Source organism: Moraxella bovoculi 237 (genome assembly GCF_000696305.2).
In the GTDB taxonomy this organism is placed as follows: domain Bacteria; phylum Pseudomonadota; class Gammaproteobacteria; order Pseudomonadales; family Moraxellaceae; genus Moraxella; species Moraxella bovoculi.
In genome coordinates, this window is sequence record NZ_AOMT01000026.1 from 154,164 (window position 1) to 179,278 (window position 25,115).

A 25,115-nucleotide genomic window follows, 5' to 3' on the forward strand; every position below is an offset into this window, starting at 1 on the left:
TCATCAAAAAACCAGTCACAATGACTGGTTTTTATGTGTTTGCTTTATTCACCAAGTCGATTGCGCTTTAGCAGAACCAACACTGCACCATTGCCACCATCGTTGGCAGGGGCGGATACGAAAGCGATGACGTCAGAGATTTGGCTTAGCCAGCCGTTCACACAGGTTTTGATGATCGCATCTGTGCCTTTGCCGTGGACGATTTTTACGACGGTCTCGCCATTTCTCATTGCGTTTTTGATGAGGGTTAGTACGGCATTGCGGGCGTCTTCAATGCTTGAGCCATGTAAATCCACCGCATCATACCAGCGTAGTTTGCCTTGTTTTAGCTGTTCGAAGACTTTATTTTGAAGGGTTGGGTTCTTATGGCTTAAAAATGCCTCGCCTGCCACAGGGTTAAGTAGTGCCTGCATGTCGGACAGATTAACACCAGTCATCTCCTCACCGCCTTCAGCATTGGCGCGGCGATAGATGGCATTATCGTCTTTTTTGGGTTTTTGGGCGATGGTTTTTTCGTTTTTTAGGGGTTGGACGCCACTCATCGCTTGCATGAATAGCACCTTGTCTTCATCAATGAGTGCGTTGTCAAAGCGTTTGACTTGATTGGCAACTTCTTTTTTGCCCATGACATTGGCACTGGTAGGTTTGCCGTTGCTGTCAGTCTCGGGTTTGGTGGATGATTTGCCACCCATTTCTTTGAGCTGGGTTTGGGCGTCTTTGGAGAGTAAGTCTTTAAATGTAGTCATGATGATACCTGTCGTTACACAGATGAGTGATTAAAAATAGATGAGTGATTAAGCCATGGGTTTGATTTTTGCTTGATAAAATTAATGGCAATCGGCAACACGCCAAATCCGATAATACTAAAAATCACATAGGTAAAATTATCTTTGATGACGGGCTGATTGCCAAAAAATAGCCGAGTAGCACAAAGGATGTAATCCACAAAAATCCGCCAATGACGTTATAACTGATGAACCGCTTATAATTCATACTCCCTGCCCCTGCCACAAAGGGGGCAAAGGTGCGAGCAAAAGGCAAAAAGCGGGCGAAAATCACAGTTTTGCCACCGTGTTTTTCAAAAAAATGCTTGGGTTTTGAACAGGTAGTCTTTGTTAATAAGACGGTAATTTTTTCCAAAAACTTTTGGACCGATGTATTTGCCAATATGATAGTTAAGCGTATCTCCAAGCACCGCCGCCACAAACAGCAGAGCGATAAGCAGGGCAGGATTTAGCTCGCCTGTAAATGCCGCCAATGCCCCCACCGCAAACAGCAAACTATCCCCCGGTAAAAACGGCATGACCACCAAGCCTGTCTCCACACAAATAATCAAAAACAAAATTCCATAAATCCATATTCCATAATCCGCCAAAAAGACGGCTAAGCGTTCGTCAATGTGCAAAATAAAATCAAAAAGTTGTAAAATGATGTACATATGGGCAGAACATGAAAAGGGGATAAAAACGGATAATTATAACATATTTTAGTGTAGCATTGGTATTTTGTACTGAACAAATGTAAAAATCTGGATTAAAATCATTATGACAACATAGAGTGCATAACAATTGTTTTGATGAGTTGTATCAAATTTTAGGGTTGATGGATGCGTTTATACTAAAGGAGCTTTAAAATTGATTTAAAAAAATCATTACACTATATAGGTAAAATTGTGATTTGCTTCTACAAAATCGTATTATTTTTTTTGGTTTAGTTGGTTTATAGAGATATGGCTTTTGAATATGTGCGGTGTGGCTAAACCAAAATTCCCCAATCTCAACAATGTGTCATATCATTGATAGATGGGGGAATTTTTAGTTTTGTTGGTTTTAATGCCATTGAGATGACAATATCGCAAGTGGCACTTAAAATGAATATTGCAATTTAAACCCAACCTCGCTAGTTTGGTTTTTGGGCTCGCTATAGGTTGCTACACCTGAATCGCCGTCTTCATCAGTTTCAATACGTTCAAAAGTACTAGAAGTGGGGACACGCCAACCACGATAATAAGGCGTATAACTGATTTTGGTTTGATTAGAAAATTGTTTGCTGATGGGTAATTCTATTTCAAAGCCACGAGCATTGTGTTGTTTTAAGGTGACGGTGCCATCACTCAAATAAGAGTATTGGCGACCGTAAATGCCTTGATTGTAAGCTATTTTTGGTGCAAATTCAAATCCATGAGCAAGCCCCACTTTTGCACCCAAGCCTATTTGTGTGTAGGCGGTTTTGTTTTTTCTATTGTAATCCTCTGAATCTATGCGAGCACTTAAATCTTGTAAAACACGGTATCCCAAGCCAGACTCACCAATAATGCTGACATTGGGGCGAATCGATTTTTCATAAACATATAATGAACGAATATCATAAGAGCGACGAGGTGCACCTTTTTGATGAACTGAACCGTAGGGGGTGCCTTCAGGGTTTTCTGAACTGGGGTTCTCTCCGCCTGTATAATCAACTTTACCTTTGGCGTATCTACCTTCTATTTTGATGGCATCTTTTTCATTAAAATGGTATTTGATAGAGCCGTTAAATGCGTTTAAGTCTCCTTTTTGTTGCATGAAACGTTCGCCGTTTTCATATTCTCGGTAGGTTTCCTGATAACGCTCAACACCCAAACCGACCTCGACTGGGTTTTTTGCGTGTGTCAAGGATGTGTATAATGCCCCACTTGCAATGAGGGCGATGGTTGTAATTTTTTGCATGATTTACCTCACAATTGGATGAATAAAAAGAGTTGTTGGGGCGTGTTTGACAAGGTTATTTGATGAATTTAAGATAAATTATTGATAATAAAATCATTTTTTCATTGTAAATGTCAAAACAATAATGCATGCCCCGATGTGGTTGTGTTTTTTGGAATGAATAAAACATAACCTTATTATTAGTGTGGAATATTATAGCATAATAAATCAATAAGTGTAAACGTGTGAACGATTAAAATAAAATTTCAATATGGTAATCGTTCGCCAATGATGTGATTGATGTGTCCTACTTCTTGGCACTAATAATGCCACTTGCCATGATGATGACAATGCCTAGCAATGCCCATGTGTCAAGTCGTTCACCAAACCACATCACCCCAAATATCATCGCAAACACCACGCCCAGATAGTTTAGCACCGCCACGACAAATTTTTGCCCAACTTGATAGGCATAAGTCATTAAAAGTTGCCCTGCTAGGGCGGTAACACCAATGCCAGCAATACAAGGCAGACTTGCTAGGGTCACAGGCGTAAAGCCAAAATACCACGCCAAAACGCCCGATGTCAGCGTGGATAATAATGAAAAATAAAACACGATCCGCCACGCAGGTTCGCCAAGCAAACTAAGCTCACGCACCTGTAGATAGGCATAGCCACTGATCGCGCCACTGGCAAGTCCGATGAGCATGGCGAATGTATCACCGCCTGTGGTGGGTTTTAGTAGAATCACCACACCAATGAAACCCAAAATCAAAGACAGCCACGCCATGAGTGATGGTTTTTGTCTTAGGATGATGATGGAGAGTAGTCCAAGGAATATCGCTGAAGTGTTCTGTAAGATGCTTGCGGTTGCTAAGGGTAGGTGCAGCACTACATAAAAATTCATCAATAGGGCGATAGAGCCCGCCAACGAACGCCAAAAATGCTCTTTTGGGTAATTGGTGCGAAAGCTTCGACCTTTAAGCCAAGAAAATCCACCCAATAACACCAAGGCGAACGACACTCGCCAAAAGGTCAGCTCATAGGTGTTCATGCCAAATTTCTGCCCAGACAGCTTGATAAACACAAGCATTAAGGCAAAGGCAAGGCTTGCCAGCACCATATAAAATGAGCCAAAAAACGAGCCTTGATTGGGATTGGTGGGATTAGACATGATTTTTAATTTGTGATTTAAAAGCGTTATAAAGGACAGGTATGTCCTAGCGTGATTCATTTGGCAATCCACCCACCGCTTGATATACCGCTATCCAATTAAGCACTTGATTGATGGCATTATCGGTTAGGGCGGTTTGGCTTTGGCGGTGGGTTTCTTGGTGTTCTGCCCATTCTTTGGTGGAAATAAGCCCCAATTCAAGGCGTTTTTGTTGGTGAGTCAATTGCTCTTTTGCCAATTTTTGAGCGGTTAATAAAACATCGTGATTGTCTTTGCCATTTTGCCAAGCATTTAATTTTTGTTGTACGTCACTTAGGGCTTTATGAGTTGTGTCTTGATAATTTAAGGTGGCGATATACTCATCAATCTGGGCGATGTTGATGTTGTGCTGGTATTCTTTATAATTAAGTTGGGGGATATTTAACGAAACACCCCAATTTAAGACAGGCACTTTTAATAAATCGAGTAAATTGGGTGATTGGGCGGTTGCCCCTGCACTAAATACAAGGGTGGGATATTGATTTTTTTGTAGTAGATTTTTTTGTTCGAGGCTGATTGCCAATCGCCAAAGCAAGGCTTGCAAATCAGGGCGGTTTAATATTGCATTGGCATTAATGTGATAAAAATCATGGGGAATTTTTGGGATTTGATGCTGATTTTTTAGGGTGGTAGGTAATTTATCCATATCAACGTGAGCGAATGATGAAAGGTTTGCCAGACTGTCATTTTTTTGATGCTTTAAAATTAGGGCGGTTTGTTTTAGATTGTTTAGGGTTTGTTCGATGGCAACCAAATCGGCTCTGGCAATTAACCCTAAATCAACTTGCTTTTTTAGATATTGGTGTTGTTTTTGTTGAAAGGCTTGGGCTTTTTGTGCGTTCATAAGTTTTTGGTTAATGCCAATCAAGTTGATATATTCTCGCACGGCATTAGCGCTCAGGCTCAAAAACAACGCTTGGCGGTCGGCTTGGACGGCATGGGTCTCCCATTCGGTTAGGTTTTGTTGTAATTGCAATTTTCCCCACAAATCCACCTCCCAACTGGCACCCAGATTAACGTCAAAGCCTCGTGAATGCGTGGTTTCGCCCGTTGATAGCGATTTTTGGGTTTGGCGGTTGGCGCCAGCTTGGCTATTTATCAAAAATCGCTCTTGAGATTTTTGTTGGTTAAGCAAGGATTTTTGTAGGGTTAATGTCGCCACCGACAATTCGTGATTGTGCTTGACGACCTTTTTCATATAATCATTTAACACCTCATCGCCAAACACCGTCCACCAATCGTGATGACAAATGGGGTCATCAATCGTCAAACAATGGGCGGTATTGTCCACCATGATGGGCGTGGGGGCGGTGGTTTTGGGTAGTGGGGTGCTTTGACAAGCGGTTAGGGTAATGATGCCTGTGATGATAATTAGCCGTTTGATATTATTCATTATTTATCCTTTGTTTAATGCTTCGATGGGATTTAGTTTTGCCCCTTTATGAGCAGGCATTAGTCCAAAAACAAGCCCAATCAGGCTAGCACAACCCACCGCAAGGGCGATGGAAGTCGCCGAGAAAATAACTTTAATGTCAAAGAGTTGTAACAATCCACCAAGCCCAAACGCCAAAAGCACCCCAAGCACACCGCCCAACGCACACACCACCATCGCCTCGATGAGAAATTGCCAAACGATGTCGCCATAAGTTGCCCCCACCGCCATACGCACACCAATCTCGCCTGTGCGTTCGGTAACGGAGACGAGCATGATGTTCATCACGCCAATCCCACCAACCAGTAGCGAGATGACTGCAATCGCCCCGATGAGTAAGGTCAAGGATTGGGCGGTTTTTTCGACCGTTTTGGCAAGGCTGTCGCTGTTAAATAGGGTAAAGTCTTTTTTGCCGTGCCGTTGGGTTAAAAGCTGGTTGATGCTTTCGCTGGCAAGGGCGGACGACTCGTTTGGTTTTAGTAGTACTGTAATGCTGTTTAGGCGTGGCGACTCGCCTGCAAAGCGGGCTTGGTAGGTACGATAGGGAAGCCACACTTTGAGATTGCGGTCAAAATTGCCCTCAATGCCATTGTATTTAAATACGCCCACCACTTTGGTCGGTACACCATTTAAGATGAGAATTTGCCCCAAAGCGTTATTTTGTTTGAAAAAATTTTGTTTGGTTTTTTCGCTGATGATGACGTTTTGGCTAAAATTATCCAGATCACTTTGGCGAAACATACCCCCTGCGACAAACTGCACATTTTGCAAACGATGATGGTTTAGCCCCACGCCGTCCACCTGCACGCCTTTGCTGTGATTGCCTAATTGGGCGGTCATACTCATGCTCAAATCTGGCGAGGTACTGGCGACAGAGGGTAATGTTTCGAGTGCATACATGTCATCAAAGGTCAAATCATTGGGCGGCGTGGTGTCGTCCTCGTTGTCACCACCCATAAAGACGCTGATGGTTGATGAGCCCATGCTGTTGATTTGGTTTAAAATTTGCTGTTTTGAGCCGTTGCCAAGTGCCACGATGAGTACCACAGAGGCGATGCCGATGATGATGCCAAGCATGGTCAAAAGCGTTCTCATTTTGCTGGCAAGCATGGTCAAAACCGCCATGTGAAAAGCCTCTTTGATACGACCGATGGCTTGAAAATTTAGCGTGCGGTGGGTGTTTTGTTGAAAATCTTGGGTGGTGTTTACAGTATCATTGCTGTTGTTGTCATCGCTGATGATTTGACCGTCTGCGATGGTGATGATACGGCTGGCACTTTGGGCGATTTTAGGGTCGTGGGTTACTAGGATAATCGTGTGTCCCTCACGATTTAACTCGGTCAAAATTGCCATGACATCACGACTACTTTGGCTGTCCAACGCCCCTGTGGGTTCGTCCGCAAAGATGATTTGTCCGCCATTCATCAAGGCACGAGCGATAGATACTCGCTGCTGTTGTCCACCTGAGAGCTGGTTGGGATAATGGTCGAGGCGTTGTTCTAGCCCTAGTTTGGCAAGTAGGGCTTGGGCTTTTTGCTCACGAGTTTTTTGACTCACCCCTGCATAGATGGCAGGCATGGCAACGTTGGCGGTGGCGTTGAGACTGCTAAGTAGTTGATAACGCTGAAAAATAAAACCAAACTTATCTCGCCTTAGGCTTGCCAACTGCTCACCGTTCATGTCTTGGGTGCAAAGACCGTCAATCCGATACTCGCCTGATGTCGGTGTGTCCAGACACGCCATGATGTTCATGAGCGTGGATTTGCCAGAGCCTGATTGCCCCACGATGGCGACCATTTCTCCTCTATAAATATCAAGGTCAATGCCTTTTAATACTTCTAGGGAGTCATCACCAAAAGCAAAGCTTTTTTTGATGTTTTTTAGTGATAAAATGGGTGTTGCCATGTCATAGCCCTATGCTAACACTTTCAACCGTGCCGTCTGAGGTGGCGACCACCACCTTTTCGCCCTGTGTTAGTCCTGATAGCACTTCGGTAGAGAGCTTGTCGTTGATGCCTGTTTTGATGGTGCGAGTTTCGATGGTAGGGGTGGAGCTGTGTTCATCATCAATGACTTGTACCTCAAAGGTGTCATCAGAGAGCTGTTTGCTAAGTGCGGTCATAGGAATGGTGAGTGCTTGCTCTTTTTTGTCAATGACGACAGTAACGTTTGCGGTCATGCCGATAAAGAGTTCATGATCGGGGTTTGGGACACTGAGCAGTCCATAATAATACACCGCCCCTGATTGAGCAGTGGTATCAATGGGGAACAATTCTAAATCTTGGAGTGTGGCCTCAAACTGTCGATTTGGTAATCCCAAAATAGTAAAGTGGGCATTCATGCCTGTTTTTAGCTTGGGAATGTCCGCTTCGGAGAATTTGGCTTTGATTTGCACCGTATCAATCTGAGCCAGCCTGATGATGGTTGGCGATGACTGCATGGCGTTGATGTTTTGACCCTCTTTGGTAACGACCGCCACCACCACACCATCCATGGGGGCGGTAATGCGAGTGTAGGCAAGGTTAGTTTTGGCGGTGGCGATTTTGAGTTTGGCTTGTTCAAGCTGAGCCATGCTTGCATTTAGCTCTTTTTGGGCGGTGGATAGTGCAGTTTTTGCTTTTGTGTAGTCTATTTTTGCTACCACGCCTGCTTGATAGCCTTGCTTTTGTTGGTTAAATTCATGCTCGATTTGAGCAAGCTGGATTTTTTTGATGTCGTGCTGAGCAAGCAAGGATTTGTAGCTTGCCTCATCATCTTTTAGGGCATTTTTTTGCTGAGTGGCATCGATATCGGCGATGGGTTCGCCTTTTTTGACCCGTTGTCCTAGCTTGACGTGCAGTCTGTCGACACGCCCCGTTGCCTGAGCCCCCACGTCAATCAGCTCCTCAGCATAGACTTGACCGCCTGCGATGACAGTACTCTCGATGTTGGCAAGCCCAGCAGTGTGCGTGAGGTATTGCTGTTTTGGTGGTTGTTTTTGATAAAAAAAGAAAGTAGCACACGCCACGCCAATCATCAAAATGATGATGATAATCAAGGGTTTTTTGAATTTTTTGTTTGTCATAATGTATGATGTTAAATAAATATCATTGCTATTATACAAAAAAATTCACCATAATAAAAGTATGGGATTGCTATGTTTTGACTGTGAGTAATGGCTTAAAGATAGGTTGAGCTGGGTTTGATTTTTCAAGCAAAAACAGGCGATATACTTTACAGGTTGGATGGTTGTAAAAGGTCGGGTATTTCTTAATGTATTCAATTTGGTTTGCCCATAAATAAAGGCGAATCGCTCCGCCTTTATTTATGGATTTAAGGTTTTAACCGCCAGTTTTAACGATTTGGCAAATGCTCTTTGACGTCTTTGGCAAATTGACGTAATACGTCCACTGTGCTACCCCAATCCAAACAGCCGTCCGTTATCGATTTGCCGTATTCCAATTGGCTTAGGTCGGCAGGGATATTTTGGCGACCGCCTTTTAGGTGGCTTTCAATCATGAGACCCATGATAGACTTGTTGCCTCTTTGGATTTGTCTTGCAATGTTTTGGATAACCATCGGCTGCAAGTAGGGGTCTTTGCCAGAGTTGGCGTGGCTTGCGTCTACCATGATTTTGCCGTTGGTTTTGCCACGGGCAAGCTCGTTTTCGGCGGCGGCGATGGCAGTCTCATCATAGTTGGGCTGGTCGTTACCACCACGCAAGACAACGTGGGCGTATTTGTTGCCTTTGGACTTGATGATAGAGACTTGCCCGTCCGATGATAGACCCAAAAAGCTATGCCCTGATTTTACCGCTTGCATGGCATTTACCGCCACGGTCATGGAGCCGTCCGTACCGTTTTTAAAACCGACAGGGCAAGATAAGCCACTTGACATTTCACGGTGGGTTTGTGATTCGGTGGTTCTGGCTCCGATTGCCGACCAGCTGATTAAGTCCTGCATATATTGGGGGGTGTTGGGGTCTAGGGCTTCGGTGGCGCATGGTAGGCCTTTTTCGTTTAATTCAAGCAGAAGCTTACGAGCCATGCCAAGCCCCTTTTCGATGTCGAAGCTGTCATTCATGTCAGGGTCGTTAATCAGACCTTTCCAGCCTGTGGTGGTGCGGGGCTTTTCAAAATACACACGCATGACGATGAATAACTCATCTTTTAATTCATCCGCTAAGGCTTTTAGCTTGTCCGCATACTCATGGGCGGCATCGACATCATGGATAGAGCATGGACCCACCACGACCAGGATGCGCTTGTCTTCGCCATCTAGGATGTCTTCGATGACTTTACGGCCATGAAGGACGGTATTAAAGGCTTCACTGGTTAGTGGGTAGGTGCGTTTTAGTTCTGCGGGGGTGATGAGCGGTGTGATTTTCTCGATGTTCACGTCGTCGATTTCTGTATGATGAGTTAAAAATGACATAGGGCTACCTTATGGTTGGCAGTGCTTGTTGCGGTATACAAATACACTCAAATAAAAATGCAACCATTATGCACACAATGAACCCATTTTACAAGCTTTAGCGGGGCAAAAACTCGCGAAAGCTCCCAAAAAATTTAAATTATCTGTGAGCATCGCATCAAAAATCTAATTGTGATCGAATTAATTCAAAAAATATAAATATCAATTAAAAATATCTAAACAATAAACTGATAGGTTTCACCCCTACGGTTGATTTGTCTTTGAGTAAATGCGTTGGCTGTGGTATGATAAATGGGTTTTGTTTACTGTTGATTTTTTGAGAAAAATAACATGACCACGCCCACTTATTCTGAGATTTTATCCGTTGTTGCTGATGATTTTGCTGTTATGGACAAGCAAGTTTTTGGCTCACTAAATTCCAAAGTTCAGCTCATCATGAAAGTGTCTGACCACGTCATCAACGCAGGCGGTAAGCGTATGCGACCCTTGATGACCCTGCTCATCTCACGCATGATAAAGGATGAGCGGTATCAGCCAAGCCTAGAACTTGGGGCGATTACCGAGATGCTCCATACCGCCACGCTCGTGCATGATGACGTGATTGATCAGTCTGGTATGAGACGGGGGCGACCGACCGCCAACGCCACTTGGAACAACGCCACGGCTGTGCTGGTGGGCGACTATCTTATCGCTCGCTCGTTTAACCTTTTGACGGGGTTTGGCGATATGACATTATTAAAGCTGTTCTCGGACGGGACGTGCGACATTGCCGAAGGCGAAGTGCTACAATTACAACACCAACACAACATTGAGACGACCGAAAGTGACTACCTACAAATCATTGACGGCAAGACTTCACGCCTGTTCATGATGGCGTGTGTGGGTTCGGCTCTACTTCATGGCAAGCATGATGACAAAGAGTTACTTGCTAATTTGTCTGATTTTGGGCAACATTTTGGCAATGCCTTTCAGATGATTGATGACGTGCTGGACTTTATGGGTGACAGTCAAACGATGGGCAAAAATCTGGGCGATGACCTAGCCGAAGGTAAGCCGACCTTGCCGATTATCAAAACCTTAGAAATCCTAAAACAAGCCAATAGCGATGACTATGACAAACTAAGAATCGCTGTACAAACAGGCAAAACCGACAATGCTGAGACGCTGATTGGCTTGGTGAAATCATCAGGAGCTTTGGAATACTGCAAAAATCGGGCGTTGGATGAAACCCGCCTTGCCCAAACGACTCTTATGAAACTGCCTGACAACCAATACCGCCATGCGTTGTATCAGTTGACCCAATTGGCGAGTGCCAGATTGATATGAGTTATCTGGTTCTTGCTATCAGTGCCAGCGTACTGGTATCTATATTCCTAAAAATGGCGCGCAGCCGTGGCATCGATGTCGCTCAGGCGATCTTAATTAACTACATCACCGCCATTATTTTATGTATTTATCTATTAAAGCCGAGCTTTGATGTTAGCCAAATCATGGCAAATGGCGCATTTATTTTTGTTGCCTTGGGGGTGCTGCTGCCCAGCGTATTCATCATCATGGCAAAAGCGGTGCAGATGGTCGGTATCGCCAAGTCAGACGTGGCGCAGCGTTTGGCGTTATTTTTGCCGATATTGGCATCATTTACGATCTTTGGGGAGGATTTGACGCTGGCGAAGGGTGCAGGTCTTATTTTGGCATTCTCATCGCTCATCGCTTTGACCTACAAGCCAGTCCATCATACAGATGTTAAAGTATCCGATACGACCGATTTTAAGCGCGCCGCCGCCATTCTGGGCGGGGTGTGGCTAGGTTATGGCGTGATTGATATTCTGTTCAAGCAGATGGCAAAGCTGGGCAATGCGTTTCCTGATACGCTGTTTGTAAGCTTTGTGTTGGCGTTTGTGTTGCTCTTTATTTATCTTATGATGAACAGAACCAAATGGCAGCCAAAAAGCCTAGCCAGTGGTGTGCTGTTGGGCGCGCTCAATTTTGCTAATATTTTATTTTATATCAAGGCGCATCAAGTCTATAAAGATGATCCGACATTGGTATTTGCTGGCATGAATATTGGCGTTATCTGCCTCGGTGTGGTGGTTGGTCTGGTGATATTTAGAGAAAAAATCTCAAAAATCAACGGGCTAGGTATTCTATTAGGTGTGCTGGCGGTGTGGTGTCTTTTCTATCTAAGATAGTGTATGAGGTATTGATGGTATCAAGCGATCATCGATAACGTTTCTTGTACAAAAATATTTGGCGATTTGCATTCGATTTGTGGTGTAATTAAATTTTAAACCTACCTAGGAGCATAAGATGAAAAAAGTAGCACTATCAATGATGGCAACGTGTTTGGTATTGGCAGGTTGTCAGACCATTAAGGATTATAACCCGCTCAAAAAAGAACCTAAAGCTGATGCTTCCAATCCTGCCAGTGTGTTCTGTGTGGAGCGTGGTGGTAAGTCAGTCATTAAGACCGCCAAAGACGGCAGTCAATACGGTGTGTGTCAATTACCTAATGGCCCAACCGTTGAGGAATGGGAATTTTATCGTAAGCACCACTAAAAACAATAACGCCAACCTGATGATTGGCGTTTTTTATTGGATTAGCTTAATGGTTAATGCTAACTTCGCCTTCTATCACGGCTTTGCCTGTTTTATCAATCGCCCCAAGCTGTATTTTATCGCCGGACTTTTTGCCAACAAAGGCAATGGACTGGTTATTGATGCTGGGGTTTGTGGTGTCTTTGACTTTCAAAATGGGTGCATAAAATGGTCAAGCTAAATCATAATATAGCCCAATCACCAATTTGCCCGTTTCACCAATAAAGCCGCATTTGTCATCTTTGACCGCCAAAGGCAGCTCATCGGTAAATCCATAAATAAAATCATAATCTAAACCAAAATCAACCATGATATGATAAGCTTGTCAAAATCAACGTCATAATAAAGGTCTGTGGTAAATTTTATCATGCCTCATTTGTCATTCTTGGAGACAGGTAAAATGCCTTGCTCTATTTTGCCGTGTTTATCATATTCAAAAGGCAAGATAACTTCGACTTTGTCATCATATATGCCATATTTGCCTTATTTTTTAGCAAAATAAGCTGATTTACTTCTATGTGCTTTAATAACCTTTACATCATGTAATTCATCATTTGTCAGGTCAATAACGACGTTGCCGTTTTTATCAAGTACGCCATAAAGCCCTTGTTTTTTGACGATATAATACGAATCTTGTCTTATTATGTCATCATAAACCGTATCAATGATGACTTTGCCGTCTCTATCAATCACGCCATGTAAGCCTTATTTGGCAACAATCATGTCAGTGCCATTAAATTTTTCAGTCTCATCATAAATGAGCTTGATGGCAACGTTACCCTGTGCGTCTGGATGGCCGTATTTATGCGCGATGGGGTCTTGTATGGAGACAAGTCCCTGATGGGCTTTGGCACGTTGTAATGCCCGTTGTTCTGCTCTTATTTTGGCCTGTATTTGGGCTTTTCGTTCATCTTGGCGTTGGGTTTCTAATTGGTTTGTGGTTTTGTCTTGTGGTGGCGTGGTATTGGCATAAGATGAATTGACCAAAATCACCATGGTAAATAAGGATTTACCCAGAAAGGTGAGGCGTGTTGTCATGGTGATTTTCCATAAAAATATCAAAGGATGGTTTAGCACAAACTTTTGCCCAATTTATCAAAATCCTTTATAATGACTCCCCATTTATCCAACTTATTTATTATTATGAGTCAATTGAACCCCCGCCAACAAGAAGCCTTAGCCCATGTGTCAGGACCGCTGCTCGTCTTGGCGGGAGCAGGTTCAGGTAAGACATCGGTCATCACCCAAAAAATCGCGCATCTAATCACCAACTGCAATACACCTGCCGAGCGTATCACGGCGATGACTTTCACCAACAAGGCGGCTCGCGAGATGAAAGCGCGTGTCTCTAAGCTCTTGTCTAGTGAAAAAACTCGCGGACTGACAGTGTCTACTTTTCACCAGTTTGGTTTGCAGTTTTTGCGTTATGAGCTCATGCACACACCGCTGAAGGCGAACTTTAGTATCATGGATTCGGACGATTCTAAGCGGCTGCTGATGGAGCTGATGATGCGAGACAACATGAGCGGCGCTGAGAGTCGCGAGCTGGCTAGTAAGGCGATGAAATTCATCTCTGATTGGAAGAATGACTTGGTATGGCCTGAAGATGCCGCGCAAACGCTGTCCGACCCAGAAGATCTGATGTTCGCCCATCTGTATGGGTTGTATGAGCGTAATCTGCGCGCGTACAACGCAGTGGATTTTGATGACTTGATTGTGCTGCCTGCCAAGATTCTAAAAGATAACGAGATGGTGCGTGACAAATGGCAGCGCCGCATTCGCTATCTACTCGTGGACGAATATCAAGATACCAACACCGCACAGTATGAGCTGGTTAAGCTGCTGGTCGGATCATCAGCGCGATTTACGGTGGTCGGTGATGATGACCAATCCATCTACACATGGCGCGGTGCTAAGCCTGAGAACATGGCGCTGCTTAAGCAAGACTTCCCCAATCTGCACGTCGTCAAACTCGAACAAAACTACCGCTCCACCAACCGCATTCTAAGCGCTGCGAATACGGTCATCGCCAATAATGAGCATATTTTTGATAAGGCGCTGTGGTCGGACAAGGGTGAGGGTGAGCGCATTCGAGTGATTACTTGCCCGTCGGATTTTGATGAGGCGGAACGCGTCGCCAAAGAAATCGTCGCACATCGCCTGCGTAACGGCAACACATGGGATCAGTATGCGGTGCTGTATCGCTCGAATTTCCAAGCGCGTGTGCTAGAGACCGAGCTGCGTCAGCTGAATGTGCCTTATAAGCTCTCGGGCGGTACGTCATTCTTTGCGCGTACTGAGATTAAGGATGTGATGAGCTATCTGCGCATCATCCTAAATCCTGATGATGACGCGGCGTTTTTAAGGATTATTAATACGCCGAAGCGCGGCATGGGCTCGGCGACGCTTGAGAAGCTGGGTCTGCTCGCCCAAGAATATGGCATCTCGCTGCTGTCTGCGTGTTCTCATGCGGGTCTCAAGGCGGCTGTTGGTGCTAAGGCGAGTAATACTTTGTATGCATTTGCTGATTTTATTGAGCGTTACACGCGTGAGCTGTATGATAATGCTGACCCCATGCCATTGGTACGTCAGATGATCATCGAGACGGGTTATATTGATTACATCAAAGAAGACAGCAAAACCCCACAACAAGAAAAAAACCGCCTTGACAACATCGAATCCCTCTACCAGAGCATCGCGACACTCATCGACCGCGCTGAAGAGGATGAGGATAAGACCATCGAAGCGGTGATTCGTAAGATGGTACTGCTTGACATGCTTGAGCAGCAACAAGAAGAAGAGAACACCAATAAGGTGAACCTAATGACGCTCCACGCCGCTAAGGGGCTTGAGTTCGATTACGTGTACATCATCGGCGTCGAAGAAGAGATTCTGCCACACCGTAATTCGCTACTAGAAGAGAACATCGAAGAAGAGCGTCGTCTCATGTATGTGGGCATCACGCGTGCCAGATTGGAGCTGACTTTAACAGTTGCCCAAAAACGCCGCGCAGGACGTGATTTTAAGCAGACGACCCCGTCACGATTCTTAGAAGAGCTGCCAACCGACCACATGGATTACCCAGGCAAATCAGGCGTCAAAAAAGACCCAAAACTGGTCGCTCAAGACTACCTGTCGAACATTCAAGCCATGCTTGCAGCCAAGCGCGGCGGCTAATAACAAAAGTCGCAATGATATAAAGACATAATTGACATAAAAACTGTGCTAAAATGACCGCGACTTAAAAACTAATTATAAAAAGAATTTGGAGAGAATTGGTGCAAAGTGTTGACCATTCTGAATTGGAACATGCCTTACAGCGCATCACTGCCCTAAAAGAGCTGCCTGAACCACAGGCGCTCAAGGAGCTGGTGGATCTGTTGCGCGTGAATGATGGCGACGAAGAGATCGCCAATGATAAGATGGATGGGCTGATCGAATTCATAGAACAAAAACCTGAATATGGCGCATCGCTTGCCGCATTTATCCTAAGACTAACCAATAAATACAACCAAGTCACTTTATATACCGATACGGGCATCGCCTCAGATCACAGTTTTTCTTATAGTGTTAATCGCCTGATAGGACATCGATTCTTGCCACTATTGCCTGATGAGGATTCGGTGGTGGAGCTGGCAAGTTACCTATTTAATGAACGCAGCGACTTGCGTTGGGTGCGCATGATTGATGAAGACAAGTGGGACAAGCTGGTCGAGCTTGTGCATGTCGATGAATCGGATCTAGCACTGGTGGCGACTGCTAAGAATAATATCCTAAACGCCATCGTTATCTTATCTTATCGCATAAGTGGCATGGGTCTGCATCCTGATTTGATGTCTGCTTATCCGCAGATGCTTAACCACTCTGCCGCTTTCGTCGCTCAGAACCAAGAGGCGGTTTTATTCGTGAATCAATACCGTAAAGCGCATGAGCTTGACCTAATGACGGACATCATGCCTGATGAGGACATCAGTCCTGCACCGCTGCTTGTTATGTTGGAGCAGTGCGAGGAGATTGTCACCAGCGTGCGTAAGCGTATCTATAAGACGGGCATTTCGATTCGCCTGACGAACATGCTTGTGCGACTAGAGCAGAGCTTGCATCGCATGCAGGTATTGATTGAGCTGGTGTCAGACATCGACAAGAAACGCGACAAAGCTATCGTGGAACTAACTGCTCAGATTGTGCGCACCGCCAAGACGCGTTATAGCTTTGGTTATCTGATTGAGAATAATACCAAGCTGCTGTCGCGCAAGGTTACCGAGAATGCCAGTCGTGTCGGCGAGCATTACATCAGTACTGATCGCACAGGCTATCACAAGATGTTCAAAAAAGCGGCGATCGGTGGCTTTTTTATTGCTTTCATGGCGACGATAAAAACCCTAGGCTCGTCATTGGTGCTGGCACCGATTGGTAAGGCATTCATTAACAGCATGATCTATGGCTTAGGCTTTGTGACGATCCACATTGCAGGTGGTACGGTTGCCACTAAGCAGCCTGCGATGACGGCTGCCGCCATTGCCTCGACCATCTCTCATGGTGCTGGCAACAAAAAAAACCAGCAGCTCACCAAGCTTTCTGAATTGATTGTTGATATCTTGCGTACGCAGTTCGTGGCTATTATGGGTAATATTTCGATTGCGATGCCGATTGCGCTGATGATTGCCTATGTTTGGCTATATTTCACGGGTGCGCCGATGATCGATGGCTCGAAGGCGGCGCATCTGCTGCATGAGCTTGATCCGATTCGCTCGTTGTCACTGCCGCATGCGGCGATCGCAGGCGTGTTCTTGTTCTTATCGGGGCTGATCGCAGGTTATTATGATAATCTGGCCGCCTATAATAAAATCGGTGAACGCATTCGCAGACATCGCTTGTTGTCACACATCATGCCTAGCAAATGGCAAGATAAGCTTGGTGGTTTTATTGAGGCGAATCTGGGCGCGATCATGGGTAACTTTATCTTTGGTTGCTTCCTAGGTAGTACAGCGACGATCGGCTACATGCTTGGGTTGCCGCTGGATATTCGCCACATTGCTTTTGCGTCAGCGAACTTCGTGCATGGGCTGTTCTACCTATCGCCACAGGATTTGACGTGGAGGCTTGCGCTACTGTCCTTCGTTGGCGTGCTGCTTATCGGTATGGTGAACCTGATGGTGAGCTTCTCCTTGGCGTTGTTCGTGGCACTGCGCTCAAAAGAAGTGGAATTCTTCGAGTGGAAGAAGCTAAATAGCTTGATATGGAAGCACTTCTTGGTCAATCCTTGGGACTTTTTCTTTCCTAGAAGTGAGTCGGTGAAATATGCCCAGATTGACAGTGAAGGGCGTGTGATCTATGAAGAGGTGTCAGATGAAAAAGAACCCACCACGCGTGTGCTGCCTGATAACTATGTCGTGCGTCGCCTAGGTCGTAAACCTAAGGACAAAGACAAAGAGCAGCAAAAAGATAAGTCAGGCGATGAGAATAAAGACATTCGCGAGGCGATCGCTGAACATCATAGCGATGATGAGGAGATTGAGACAGTAGAGGTAAGAGAGGATCAAAATACCACGCCACTACCCAAGCCTGACAAGCCACCAAAACTACCTAAGTAATGCTATAATCAAAAACACTACCCATCACTGGGTGGTGTTTTTAATTTTTCAACGACTGCGCTTGGCGATATGCCGTAATGTGTAAAATTAAGGGGGATATGTCTAATGATTTTGTCAGATTCATTCAAGATGAGATGGGTGATTATTATAAATTAACTTACAAAAAGATGTTCGGCGAGCATTGTCTGTTCTATGGCGATAAGCTTATTGCGATCATTACTGCCGATGATGAGATCTTTGTGAAAGTGGATGGGCAGACGCGTCATGAGTTTGCGCAGGCAGGCGCTCATTCATACACTTATGTTGCTCAGGGTAAGCAGCGGGTCATGCATTACATGAGCGTGCTAAGTGAAGTGATTGATGGTCTTGATGAGCTTGTGCGTTGGTTTCAATTGGGTGTTAAGGCGTTAAAGAGCGCGGATGGATAATCCAAATGCGATGATAAATGCAAGTCTATTAAGCCAATATATTACCGCTTGAATGATGATGATAAGATGATATTATACAGCGATGACGGTGCATGTGGGTGCGATCTGATATAATGTCACCGCTACAATTAGCCACAGTTAAATCTGATAATAGAGAATCTTATGAATAATACAAATAATATATTAACCCCATTTGTCTTAAATAACGGCGTCAAAGTACCCAACTGTCTCGTTGTCGCTCCGATGACGCATTATGCATCGAATCCTGATGGTACATTATCTGATGAAGAGCGTGATTTTTTGGTGGGTCGCTCGGATGATTTTGGGTTATTCATCACAGCAGCGACACCTTAGTTCACCCAAGTGGCAAGGCGTTCTTTGGTCAGCCTTGCGCCTATGATGAGCAGTATTTGCCGAGCCTGACTCAGATTGCAGACATCATTAAGAAGGGTGGTGCGAAGGCAATCTTGCAGATTCATCATGGTGGTCATCAGTCTTTAGCTGAATTTGGCGAGGTGATTGCGCCGTCTGCCATGGATAACGGCAAGCAGATCGCTCGTGCGATGACGGTGGATGAGATACGTGCTGTTATTAACGGCTTTGGCGTGGCGACTGACCTTGCGATACGAGCGGGCTTTGATGGTGTAGAGATTCACGGCGCTAATAATTATCTTATCCAGCAGTTCTTCTCACCCCAGTCGAATCAGCGTGATGATGAATGGGGTGGCAGCCTCGAGAACCGCCTGCGCTTCGTGGATGCTGTCATACAGATGGTAGATGAGGTGAGAGCCAAGCACGCCAAGCCTGACTTTATTGTCGGTTATCGTTTATCTCCTGAGGAGGCGGGCGAGCAGGGACTGACGATGGCGGACTGTTTTGATTTGATTGATTATCTGGTTCAGCAACCATTGCAATATCTGCATGTCTCGCTGTGGGACTTTTATAAGAAAGCTCGCCACGGTGCAGACACGAACCTTACTAGAATGTCTCTCATTCACGAGCGCATCGCTGGACGTCTGCCACTGATTGGGGTGGGCTGTCTACTGTCCGCTGATGATGTGAATCGTGCTTATGCGACAGGATGGGCTGAATTCATTGCGGTTGGTAAGGCAGTGATGATTAATCCCAACTTCGCCACATTGATGAAAACTGGCGAATACGATAAGATCAGCACTGCCATCGATCCTGAGTGCAACCACATCTACAAAATCCCAAGCCAGCTGTGGGCATACCAACAAAAAGGACTTGCCTATTTGCCGTCTTTAAAGGGCAAACAGTGGCAGCCTTTGGATATTTGATTTGTGGACTTGAAAATATCAAGACAGACAGCATAAAGATGACATTAACCAGCACTAACGCGGAGCAAGCCATGAGCAATCCCAATCTTAATACAACAGATATAAATAACGCATCCTTTGACAGTCTAGACATCGATAATCTAGACTTCGATGCCATGCTTGGCGACTTCGCTGATGTAACCGTTGAAGGCGGTTTTGATGCGGACAGTGCTGAGGATGACTGCGCAGGTGGTGCTTGTAAAATCTAAATCAGATAACGAACCGCCTTTATGGGCGGTTTTTTATTTTATACAGAATTAATCGAATGGAATAAGTGATGAGAATTGTAGAGGATTTGGGTCAGATAGAGCAGACCATCACACAGCATAGTATCGTTTTACTGTATGTGCAAGCGCCGAACTGTGGTGTGTGCAAGGTGTTCTTGGAGTGGGTGAGGGGTATGGAGGCGGATTTTGATGATGTGCAGTTCATGCAGACGAACATTGCGGATGTGCCAAGTATCGCAGGGCGTTTCCATGTGTTGACCGCGCCTGCTGTGTTGGTGTTCTTATCGGGAAAAGAGGTGTATCGAGGCGCCAGATATCTAAAATTACATGAGATCAAAGAAGCTCTGCAAGACTGCCAAAGTTTACAATGATTATTTCTGTTCATACCGTGAAGCAATAATATAAAGACCACCAAATCGGTGGTCTTTATATTATGCAAGGGTTATCCCTTTAGGATTTTGGCATGAAATTCAATATGTTCACGCATGAAGCTTGCGATGAAATAGTAGCTATGATCATATCCGCTGCGCAGATGAAGCGTCGCATTAAAGCCAAGCTCGTTAGCTTTTTGGGTGAATTTCTCAGGTTGTAGCTGCTCAGGGTAGAAGCTGTCCGCCAGGCCTTGATCTATCAGGATGGGTAGGTCTTTGCGGGTGCATTTATCCACTAACTGCAAGCTATCATATTCTGACCATGCTGCAGCATCATTGCCTAGGTAAGCACTAAAGGCTTTTTTGCCCCAAGGGATGTCGCCTGGGTTGACGATGGGTGCGAAGGCAGAGACGCTCTTGTATCTTTGTGAGTTCTTCAGAGCAATCTGCAGTGCGCCATGCCCACCCATGCTGTGCCCGAAGATGGCGCGCTCGCCAGTCACAGGAAAATGACTTTCGATGATCTTTGGTAGCTCATGCACCACATAGTCATACATTTGGTAGTGCTTGGCCCATGGTTCTTGAGTGGCGTTGACATAAAACCCTGCGCCTTGCCCCAAATCATACGCATCATCATCAGCCGCGCCATCACCCCTAGGCGATGTATCAGGCATTACCAGTGCAATGCCATGCTGACTGGCGAACTGCTGGGCGTGTGCCTTCGTGGCGAAATTCTCATCGGTGCAGGTAAGACCAGACAGCCAATATAGCACCGGCACTTTTTTGCCGTGAAGGGCTATGGGTGGCAGATAGATGGCAAAGGTCATCGTGCATTGGTTGGTATCAGAGAAATGCTGATAACGCTCATGATGCCCATCGAACATCTTGTAGTGGTTGATTTGGGTGAGTTTATCCATGATTATCCTATCAATATTGTGGTAGCCCTTAGAGTGTCTAAGGGTGGGGTATTTGAATGAATTAGAAATGTATCACTGAACGGATTGACTTGCCTTCATGCATCAGATCAAATGCGGTATTAATCTCATCAAGTGGCATGGTGTGCGTGATGAAGTCCGTCAGTTTAAACTCGCCTTTCATGTATTGGTCGATCATATTAGGCAGCTCAGTGCGACCCTTCACGCCGCCGAACGCCGAACCACGCCATACACGTCCTGTCACCAGCTGGAATGGTCGCGTGCTGATCTCAGCACCTGCAGGCGCGACACCGATAATAATGCTCTCGCCCCAGCCTTTATGGCAGCATTCTAGCGCTGAGCGCATGACATTGACATTACCGATGCATTCGAATGAGAAGTCCACACCACCGTCTGTCATTTCAATGATGACTTCTTGGATCGGCTTGTCAAAGTCATTGGGGTTGATGCAGTCAGTTGCGCCCAACCCCAAAGCTTTATCAAATTTATCCGCATTAATATCAATGCCAATAATGCGACTTGCACCTGCCATTCTCGCGCCGATGATCGCTGCTAGGCCGATACCACCAAGACCAAACACTGCTACGGTGTCGCCTTGTTTGACTTTGGCAGTCTTGGTAACAGCACCGATGCCTGTCGTTACGCCGCAGCCCAGCAGGCAGACTTCCTCTAGGGGTGCTTCTTTTTGGATCTTGGCAAGCGAGTATTGAGAGACGACTGTGTATTCTGAGAAGGTGGATGTGCCCATATAGTGATAAATGGGCTGACCATCCTTAAAGAATCTGACCGTACCATCTGGCATAAGACCTTTGCCCTGTGTGGCGCGCACTGATGAGCAGAGATTGGTTTTGTTGGATTTGCAGAATTTGCATTCTCGGCATTCGGCGGTGTATAGAGGAATGACGTGATCACCAACAGCAAATTCAGTCACGCCTTCGCCAACCGCTTCAACAATCCCCGCGCCTTCATGTCCAAGCACGCAAGGGAATACACCTTCAGAGTCCTGACCGCTCAAGGTGTAAGCATCAGTATGGCAGACGCCTGTGGCGACGATGCGCACTAAGACTTCGCCTTTTTGGGGTGGCATGAGGTCAAGCTCTTCGATTTTTAGGGGTTCGTTGGGCGCCCACGCGACCGCAGCACGAGTTTTGATGAAGTTCATGAATGTACCTTAATTCGTAAAATTAAAAAAGTTTATGAATGCGTATTATATCAAATCGAGAGTTATAAAAATAATTGTTTTAGGTAATTTTGGGTGTTAATAAAACTAATGCGCTATTGGTTTTTACGCAGTTTTTAACGAAACTTTTGGTATGCTTGAGTGTATTTGGATTATAAATCAAAAGTTGAATTATCGCCAAGTCCGCTTTATAATGCGTTTAAATCCTTAAACCAAAAACAACAACCATGACCCAATCAAATACTAAGTCAATACCAAGCCCCGACCATGCCATGTCCGTCATGAAAGATTGCATTCCCATTTTTACCGTTTTAGCGGACGAAAATCGCCATTTGATTTTAAAACTGCTACTGGATAATGGCAAAATGAACGTCAATCAACTCACCGATAACCTACACCTATCTCGCCCTGCGGTGTCTCATCACTTAAAAATCATGCTGTCCGCCAATGCGGTGAGCGTGGAGCAGATTGGTAAAGAGCGGTTTTATCGTTTGGCGATGAAAGATGAGATTGAAAAAATGGGCGAACTCGTTGAATTGATGAAAAATATTATCCGAATAATTCAAAATAAGATATAAACATGAAACAAATTATTCGTTATAAAAAAATTCGTGGCAAACAAAAAATTTTACGCCGTATTGATGATTGGGCGGCTCTAAATTGTGAGCTTAATTTGGCGTATTTGGAGCAATATAAAAGAGACTACGTCAAATTTTGGGTAAAACCGTTCTCTAATCTTAATGTTGGCAATAGCATTTATCCAGAGCCGTATGGCGAATTTAAAGAAAAATTGCTGTATGGGTTATTTGAGATTTACCACGCTTGGAAAATACAATTAGATGAGTTGGGCAAACCTTATTATTTAAAAATTTGGCTATTTGAAAAAAAGATTTCTCGCTCGCAGGTGGTTTGTGCTGTTGATGAGTGTTTGGATTTTTATGATAATACATTTGCCAATATTAAAAATGTAAGTATTGACGAATTAAAACTAGCGTTTAATCATGATTTGGATAATTTTTCAAAATTAAATTGGCAACAAGGCGTGGACGTTGGGTCTGTTGAAAATAATTATTTGGATATGTTTGATGATAAAAACAGTCAAGAATACAGGCAAGCCGAGCGGTGGTTTCATCAAGTCAAAGAACAGGCGTTTGATGTGTATCATGCCCCCAATCCGAGCGATGTGGCGTTTTATTATTTGATTGAAAATGACAGGGTGTGGATAGGGGGTTAAAGGGCTTGACAAGGGACGTGTTTGTTTTTTTAATAAGTTTAAATTTTTAAACATATAAACACAAGGCAATCACCATGCTTTTTAAGCCCTTTACTTTTCCCAATGGCACAACCGCCAAAAACCGCTTTTTTAAATCCGCCATGGAAGAACAGCTCGCCTACGACAGCAAGCCAACCGACACGCTTGCCAGCCTATATGACACTTGGGAAAGGGCGGGGCGGGTATACTCGTCATGGGCAACGTCATGGCAAACAAGCAGGGCAAAGGCTCGGTTAATGACGTGGTGGCGGACGATGAGAGCAGTTTGCTCATGCTCAAAAAGTGGGCAAATGCTGGCAAGCAAAACGACACGCTCATCATCATGCAAATCAACCACGCTGGCAAGCAGTCGCCCAAAGCGGTCAATGCTGTGCCTGTCGCCCCAAGTGCCGTACCGCTTGTTGGTATGGACGGCTTTATCAATCCGCCACGAGCATTGCAAAATTCTGAAATTCATGAGTTAATTCAAGCATTTATTAACACCGCCAAACTTGCCGAACAGGCAGGCTTTCATGGCGTGCAGATTCATTCGGCTCATGGCTATCTCATCAGCCAATTTTTGTCGCCACACCACAACCGCCGTGATGATGAGTGGGGCGGAAGTCTTGCTAACCGTATGAATTTTTTATTAAAAATCTATAAAGGCGTTCGGGCGAATGTGGGGGCGGATTTTTTGGTGGGGGTTAAGTTAAATTCGGCTGATTTTCAAAAGGGCGGATTTGATGAAAGCGAGAGCATTGCCGTGGTGCAAGCCTTGTCCGAGCTGGGCATTGATTTTATTGAAATCTCTGGCGGTAATTATGAAAGCCCACAAATGCTGACGGCAAAACCAAGCACGAAGGAGCGTGAAGCGTTTTTCTTAGACTATGCCAAAAAGGCTCGCAAGGTAAGCTCTGTGCCACTTATCATCACGGGTGGATTTCGCTCCGAGCAGGCGATGAATGGCGCACTGTCAAGCGGACATTTGGACATGGTGGGTGTGGCTCGTCCCTTTGCCCTTGTGCCTGATTTGCCCAATCAAATCCAAAACGAAACTTATAGGACGGTGCAGACCGAGCGGATCAAAACGGTCGTTAAACCGCTTGATAACAAAATCGGCTCGGTGCTGGAAATGGACTGGTATATGAGTCAGATGGCACTTATCGGGCAGGGCGAATCGCCTAATCTAAAACTATCCCCGTGGAAAGTGCTATTTAAAACCATTTGGGAAAATGGCAAGGCAGGACTAAGCACAGGGAGAAGTTAGGAAAAATGAGTCCGTTTTGGGCTGATTTTAATTTGAAATTGATGACTTGGATAGGTGTGTAAGGGCAAATTGCAATTTGCCCTTTTTTATGTATTGATAATTGGGCGAATGTGATTCGCCCTTACGCATTCATATTGCAAAAGTGGCTTGATAGAAAAATGCTTTTGCACGCCTACCTACCCAC

27 protein-coding genes and 1 pseudogene are annotated in these 25,115 nt (G+C 45.0%); 14 read left to right on the top strand and 14 right to left on the bottom strand.

Features of this window, described 5'->3' with window-relative positions; translation table 11 throughout:
• Window positions 1-44 precede the first annotated feature (44 nt).
• The 8 genes and pseudogenes from MBO_RS07580 to MBO_RS07615 all read right to left on the bottom strand — a co-directional run bounded on the left by MBO_RS07580 (window position 45) and on the right by MBO_RS07615 (window position 9,745).
• Window positions 45-746, bottom strand: coding sequence for a Smr/MutS family protein (locus MBO_RS07580; RefSeq protein WP_036366345.1), 702 nt, complete (start codon window positions 744-746; stop codon window positions 45-47).
• 14 nt (window positions 747-760) lie between these two features.
• Window positions 761-1,438 (bottom strand): annotated as a pseudogene (locus MBO_RS07585) (DedA family protein).
• 427 nt (window positions 1,439-1,865) lie between these two features.
• The gene (locus tag MBO_RS07590) at window positions 1,866-2,708 is read right to left on the bottom strand and encodes a hypothetical protein (protein WP_052585373.1); all 843 of its coding nucleotides are present in this window, start codon (window positions 2,706-2,708) and stop codon (window positions 1,866-1,868) included.
• A 286-nt stretch (window positions 2,709-2,994) separates the two neighbouring features.
• Window positions 2,995-3,861, bottom strand: coding sequence for a DMT family transporter (locus MBO_RS07595; RefSeq protein WP_036366443.1), 867 nt, complete (start codon window positions 3,859-3,861; stop codon window positions 2,995-2,997).
• Window positions 3,862-3,907: 46 nt separating this feature from the next.
• The gene (locus MBO_RS07600; RefSeq protein ID WP_036366347.1) at window positions 3,908-5,293 is read right to left on the bottom strand and encodes a TolC family protein; all 1,386 of its coding nucleotides are present in this window, start codon (window positions 5,291-5,293) and stop codon (window positions 3,908-3,910) included.
• A gap of 3 nt (window positions 5,294-5,296) precedes the next feature.
• A complete protein-coding gene (locus tag MBO_RS07605) occupies window positions 5,297-7,237 on the bottom strand; it encodes a MacB family efflux pump subunit (protein ID WP_036366350.1) in 1,941 nt (646 codons plus the stop codon).
• 1 nt (window position 7,238) lies between these two features.
• A complete protein-coding gene (locus MBO_RS07610) occupies window positions 7,239-8,396 on the bottom strand; it encodes an efflux RND transporter periplasmic adaptor subunit (RefSeq protein WP_036366351.1) in 1,158 nt (385 codons plus the stop codon).
• Window positions 8,397-8,665: 269 nt separating this feature from the next.
• On the bottom strand, window positions 8,666-9,745 hold the full coding sequence (locus MBO_RS07615; protein ID WP_036366353.1) for a 3-deoxy-7-phosphoheptulonate synthase: 1,080 nt from the start codon (window positions 9,743-9,745) through the stop codon (window positions 8,666-8,668).
• Window positions 9,746-10,075: 330 nt separating this feature from the next.
• Between MBO_RS07615 and MBO_RS07620 the strand changes: the two genes are divergently transcribed.
• The 3 genes from MBO_RS07620 (at window position 10,076) to MBO_RS07630 (ending at window position 12,301) form a co-directional block, all read left to right on the top strand.
• Entirely contained in the window at window positions 10,076-11,071 is a 996-nt protein-coding gene (locus tag MBO_RS07620; RefSeq protein WP_036366355.1) for a polyprenyl synthetase family protein, read from the top strand.
• The gene (locus MBO_RS07625) at window positions 11,068-11,934 is read left to right on the top strand and encodes a hypothetical protein (protein WP_036366356.1); all 867 of its coding nucleotides are present in this window, start codon (window positions 11,068-11,070) and stop codon (window positions 11,932-11,934) included. Before MBO_RS07620 ends, MBO_RS07625 begins: the two co-directional genes overlap by 4 nt.
• A gap of 118 nt (window positions 11,935-12,052) precedes the next feature.
• On the top strand, window positions 12,053-12,301 hold the full coding sequence (locus MBO_RS07630; protein WP_036366359.1) for a putative hemolysin: 249 nt from the start codon (window positions 12,053-12,055) through the stop codon (window positions 12,299-12,301).
• 46 nt (window positions 12,302-12,347) lie between these two features.
• On the opposite strand, the gene MBO_RS07635 is transcribed toward MBO_RS07630, so the two are convergent.
• The 4 genes from MBO_RS07635 to MBO_RS07650 all read right to left on the bottom strand — a co-directional run bounded on the left by MBO_RS07635 (window position 12,348) and on the right by MBO_RS07650 (window position 13,378).
• Window positions 12,348-12,494: a hypothetical protein gene (locus MBO_RS07635; protein WP_160169677.1), complete on the bottom strand. Its 147-nt coding sequence runs from the start codon at window positions 12,492-12,494 to the stop codon at window positions 12,348-12,350.
• An 18-nt stretch (window positions 12,495-12,512) separates the two neighbouring features.
• Window positions 12,513-12,650 carry a hypothetical protein gene (locus tag MBO_RS07640; protein ID WP_160169678.1) on the bottom strand — a complete coding sequence of 46 codons (138 nt, stop codon included), beginning with the start codon at window positions 12,648-12,650 and terminating at the stop codon, window positions 12,513-12,515.
• A 173-nt stretch (window positions 12,651-12,823) separates the two neighbouring features.
• Entirely contained in the window at window positions 12,824-13,033 is a 210-nt protein-coding gene (locus tag MBO_RS07645) for a WG repeat-containing protein (RefSeq protein WP_036366362.1), read from the bottom strand.
• Between the two features lie 12 nt (window positions 13,034-13,045).
• Window positions 13,046-13,378 (bottom strand): hypothetical protein, encoded by a 333-nt coding sequence (locus tag MBO_RS07650; protein ID WP_036366363.1) that lies wholly within the window; start codon window positions 13,376-13,378, stop codon window positions 13,046-13,048.
• Between the two features lie 105 nt (window positions 13,379-13,483).
• On the opposite strand from MBO_RS07650, the gene MBO_RS07655 reads away from it, so the two are divergent.
• The 7 genes from MBO_RS07655 (at window position 13,484) to MBO_RS07680 (ending at window position 20,297) form a co-directional block, all read left to right on the top strand.
• Window positions 13,484-15,517 carry a UvrD-helicase domain-containing protein gene (locus MBO_RS07655; RefSeq protein WP_036366365.1) on the top strand — a complete coding sequence of 678 codons (2,034 nt, stop codon included), beginning with the start codon at window positions 13,484-13,486 and terminating at the stop codon, window positions 15,515-15,517.
• A gap of 98 nt (window positions 15,518-15,615) precedes the next feature.
• Window positions 15,616-17,934: a site-specific recombinase gene (locus tag MBO_RS07660; protein ID WP_217429450.1), complete on the top strand. Its 2,319-nt coding sequence runs from the start codon at window positions 15,616-15,618 to the stop codon at window positions 17,932-17,934.
• A gap of 98 nt (window positions 17,935-18,032) precedes the next feature.
• On the top strand, window positions 18,033-18,362 hold the full coding sequence (locus MBO_RS07665) for a TfoX/Sxy family protein (protein ID WP_036366369.1): 330 nt from the start codon (window positions 18,033-18,035) through the stop codon (window positions 18,360-18,362).
• A 162-nt stretch (window positions 18,363-18,524) separates the two neighbouring features.
• Complete coding sequence (locus MBO_RS10245) at window positions 18,525-18,716, top strand: NADH:flavin oxidoreductase (protein ID WP_254596926.1); 192 nt, start codon at window positions 18,525-18,527, stop codon at window positions 18,714-18,716.
• Window positions 18,692-19,660: an oxidoreductase gene (locus MBO_RS07670; protein ID WP_265013595.1), complete on the top strand. Its 969-nt coding sequence runs from the start codon at window positions 18,692-18,694 to the stop codon at window positions 19,658-19,660. The genes MBO_RS10245 and MBO_RS07670 overlap by 25 nt, the downstream gene beginning before the upstream one ends.
• A gap of 38 nt (window positions 19,661-19,698) precedes the next feature.
• Complete coding sequence (locus tag MBO_RS07675) at window positions 19,699-19,908, top strand: hypothetical protein (protein ID WP_152545131.1); 210 nt, start codon at window positions 19,699-19,701, stop codon at window positions 19,906-19,908.
• A 68-nt stretch (window positions 19,909-19,976) separates the two neighbouring features.
• Window positions 19,977-20,297 (top strand): thioredoxin family protein, encoded by a 321-nt coding sequence (locus MBO_RS07680; protein WP_036366374.1) that lies wholly within the window; start codon window positions 19,977-19,979, stop codon window positions 20,295-20,297.
• Window positions 20,298-20,368: 71 nt separating this feature from the next.
• Here the strand turns inward: MBO_RS07680 and fghA are convergent, their stop codons facing one another.
• Both fghA and MBO_RS07690 read right to left on the bottom strand, forming a co-directional pair.
• Entirely contained in the window at window positions 20,369-21,214 is an 846-nt protein-coding gene (gene fghA / locus MBO_RS07685) for an S-formylglutathione hydrolase (protein WP_036366375.1), read from the bottom strand.
• Window positions 21,215-21,275: 61 nt separating this feature from the next.
• The gene (locus MBO_RS07690) at window positions 21,276-22,385 is read right to left on the bottom strand and encodes an S-(hydroxymethyl)glutathione dehydrogenase/class III alcohol dehydrogenase (protein WP_455709495.1); all 1,110 of its coding nucleotides are present in this window, start codon (window positions 22,383-22,385) and stop codon (window positions 21,276-21,278) included.
• Between the two features lie 254 nt (window positions 22,386-22,639).
• Here MBO_RS07690 and MBO_RS07695 point away from each other — a divergent pair, with 254 nt between their 5' ends.
• The 4 genes from MBO_RS07695 (at window position 22,640) to MBO_RS07705 (ending at window position 24,931) form a co-directional block, all read left to right on the top strand.
• Window positions 22,640-22,990, top strand: coding sequence for an ArsR/SmtB family transcription factor (locus MBO_RS07695; protein ID WP_118873419.1), 351 nt, complete (start codon window positions 22,640-22,642; stop codon window positions 22,988-22,990).
• 2 nt (window positions 22,991-22,992) lie between these two features.
• Window positions 22,993-23,646: a hypothetical protein gene (locus MBO_RS07700; RefSeq protein WP_052585374.1), complete on the top strand. Its 654-nt coding sequence runs from the start codon at window positions 22,993-22,995 to the stop codon at window positions 23,644-23,646.
• 102 nt (window positions 23,647-23,748) lie between these two features.
• A complete protein-coding gene (locus tag MBO_RS10250; RefSeq protein ID WP_265013592.1) occupies window positions 23,749-23,922 on the top strand; it encodes a hypothetical protein in 174 nt (57 codons plus the stop codon).
• Window positions 23,891-24,931, top strand: coding sequence for an oxidoreductase (locus tag MBO_RS07705; RefSeq protein ID WP_197971999.1), 1,041 nt, complete (start codon window positions 23,891-23,893; stop codon window positions 24,929-24,931). Before MBO_RS10250 ends, MBO_RS07705 begins: the two co-directional genes overlap by 32 nt.
• Window positions 24,932-25,115 lie beyond the last annotated feature (184 nt).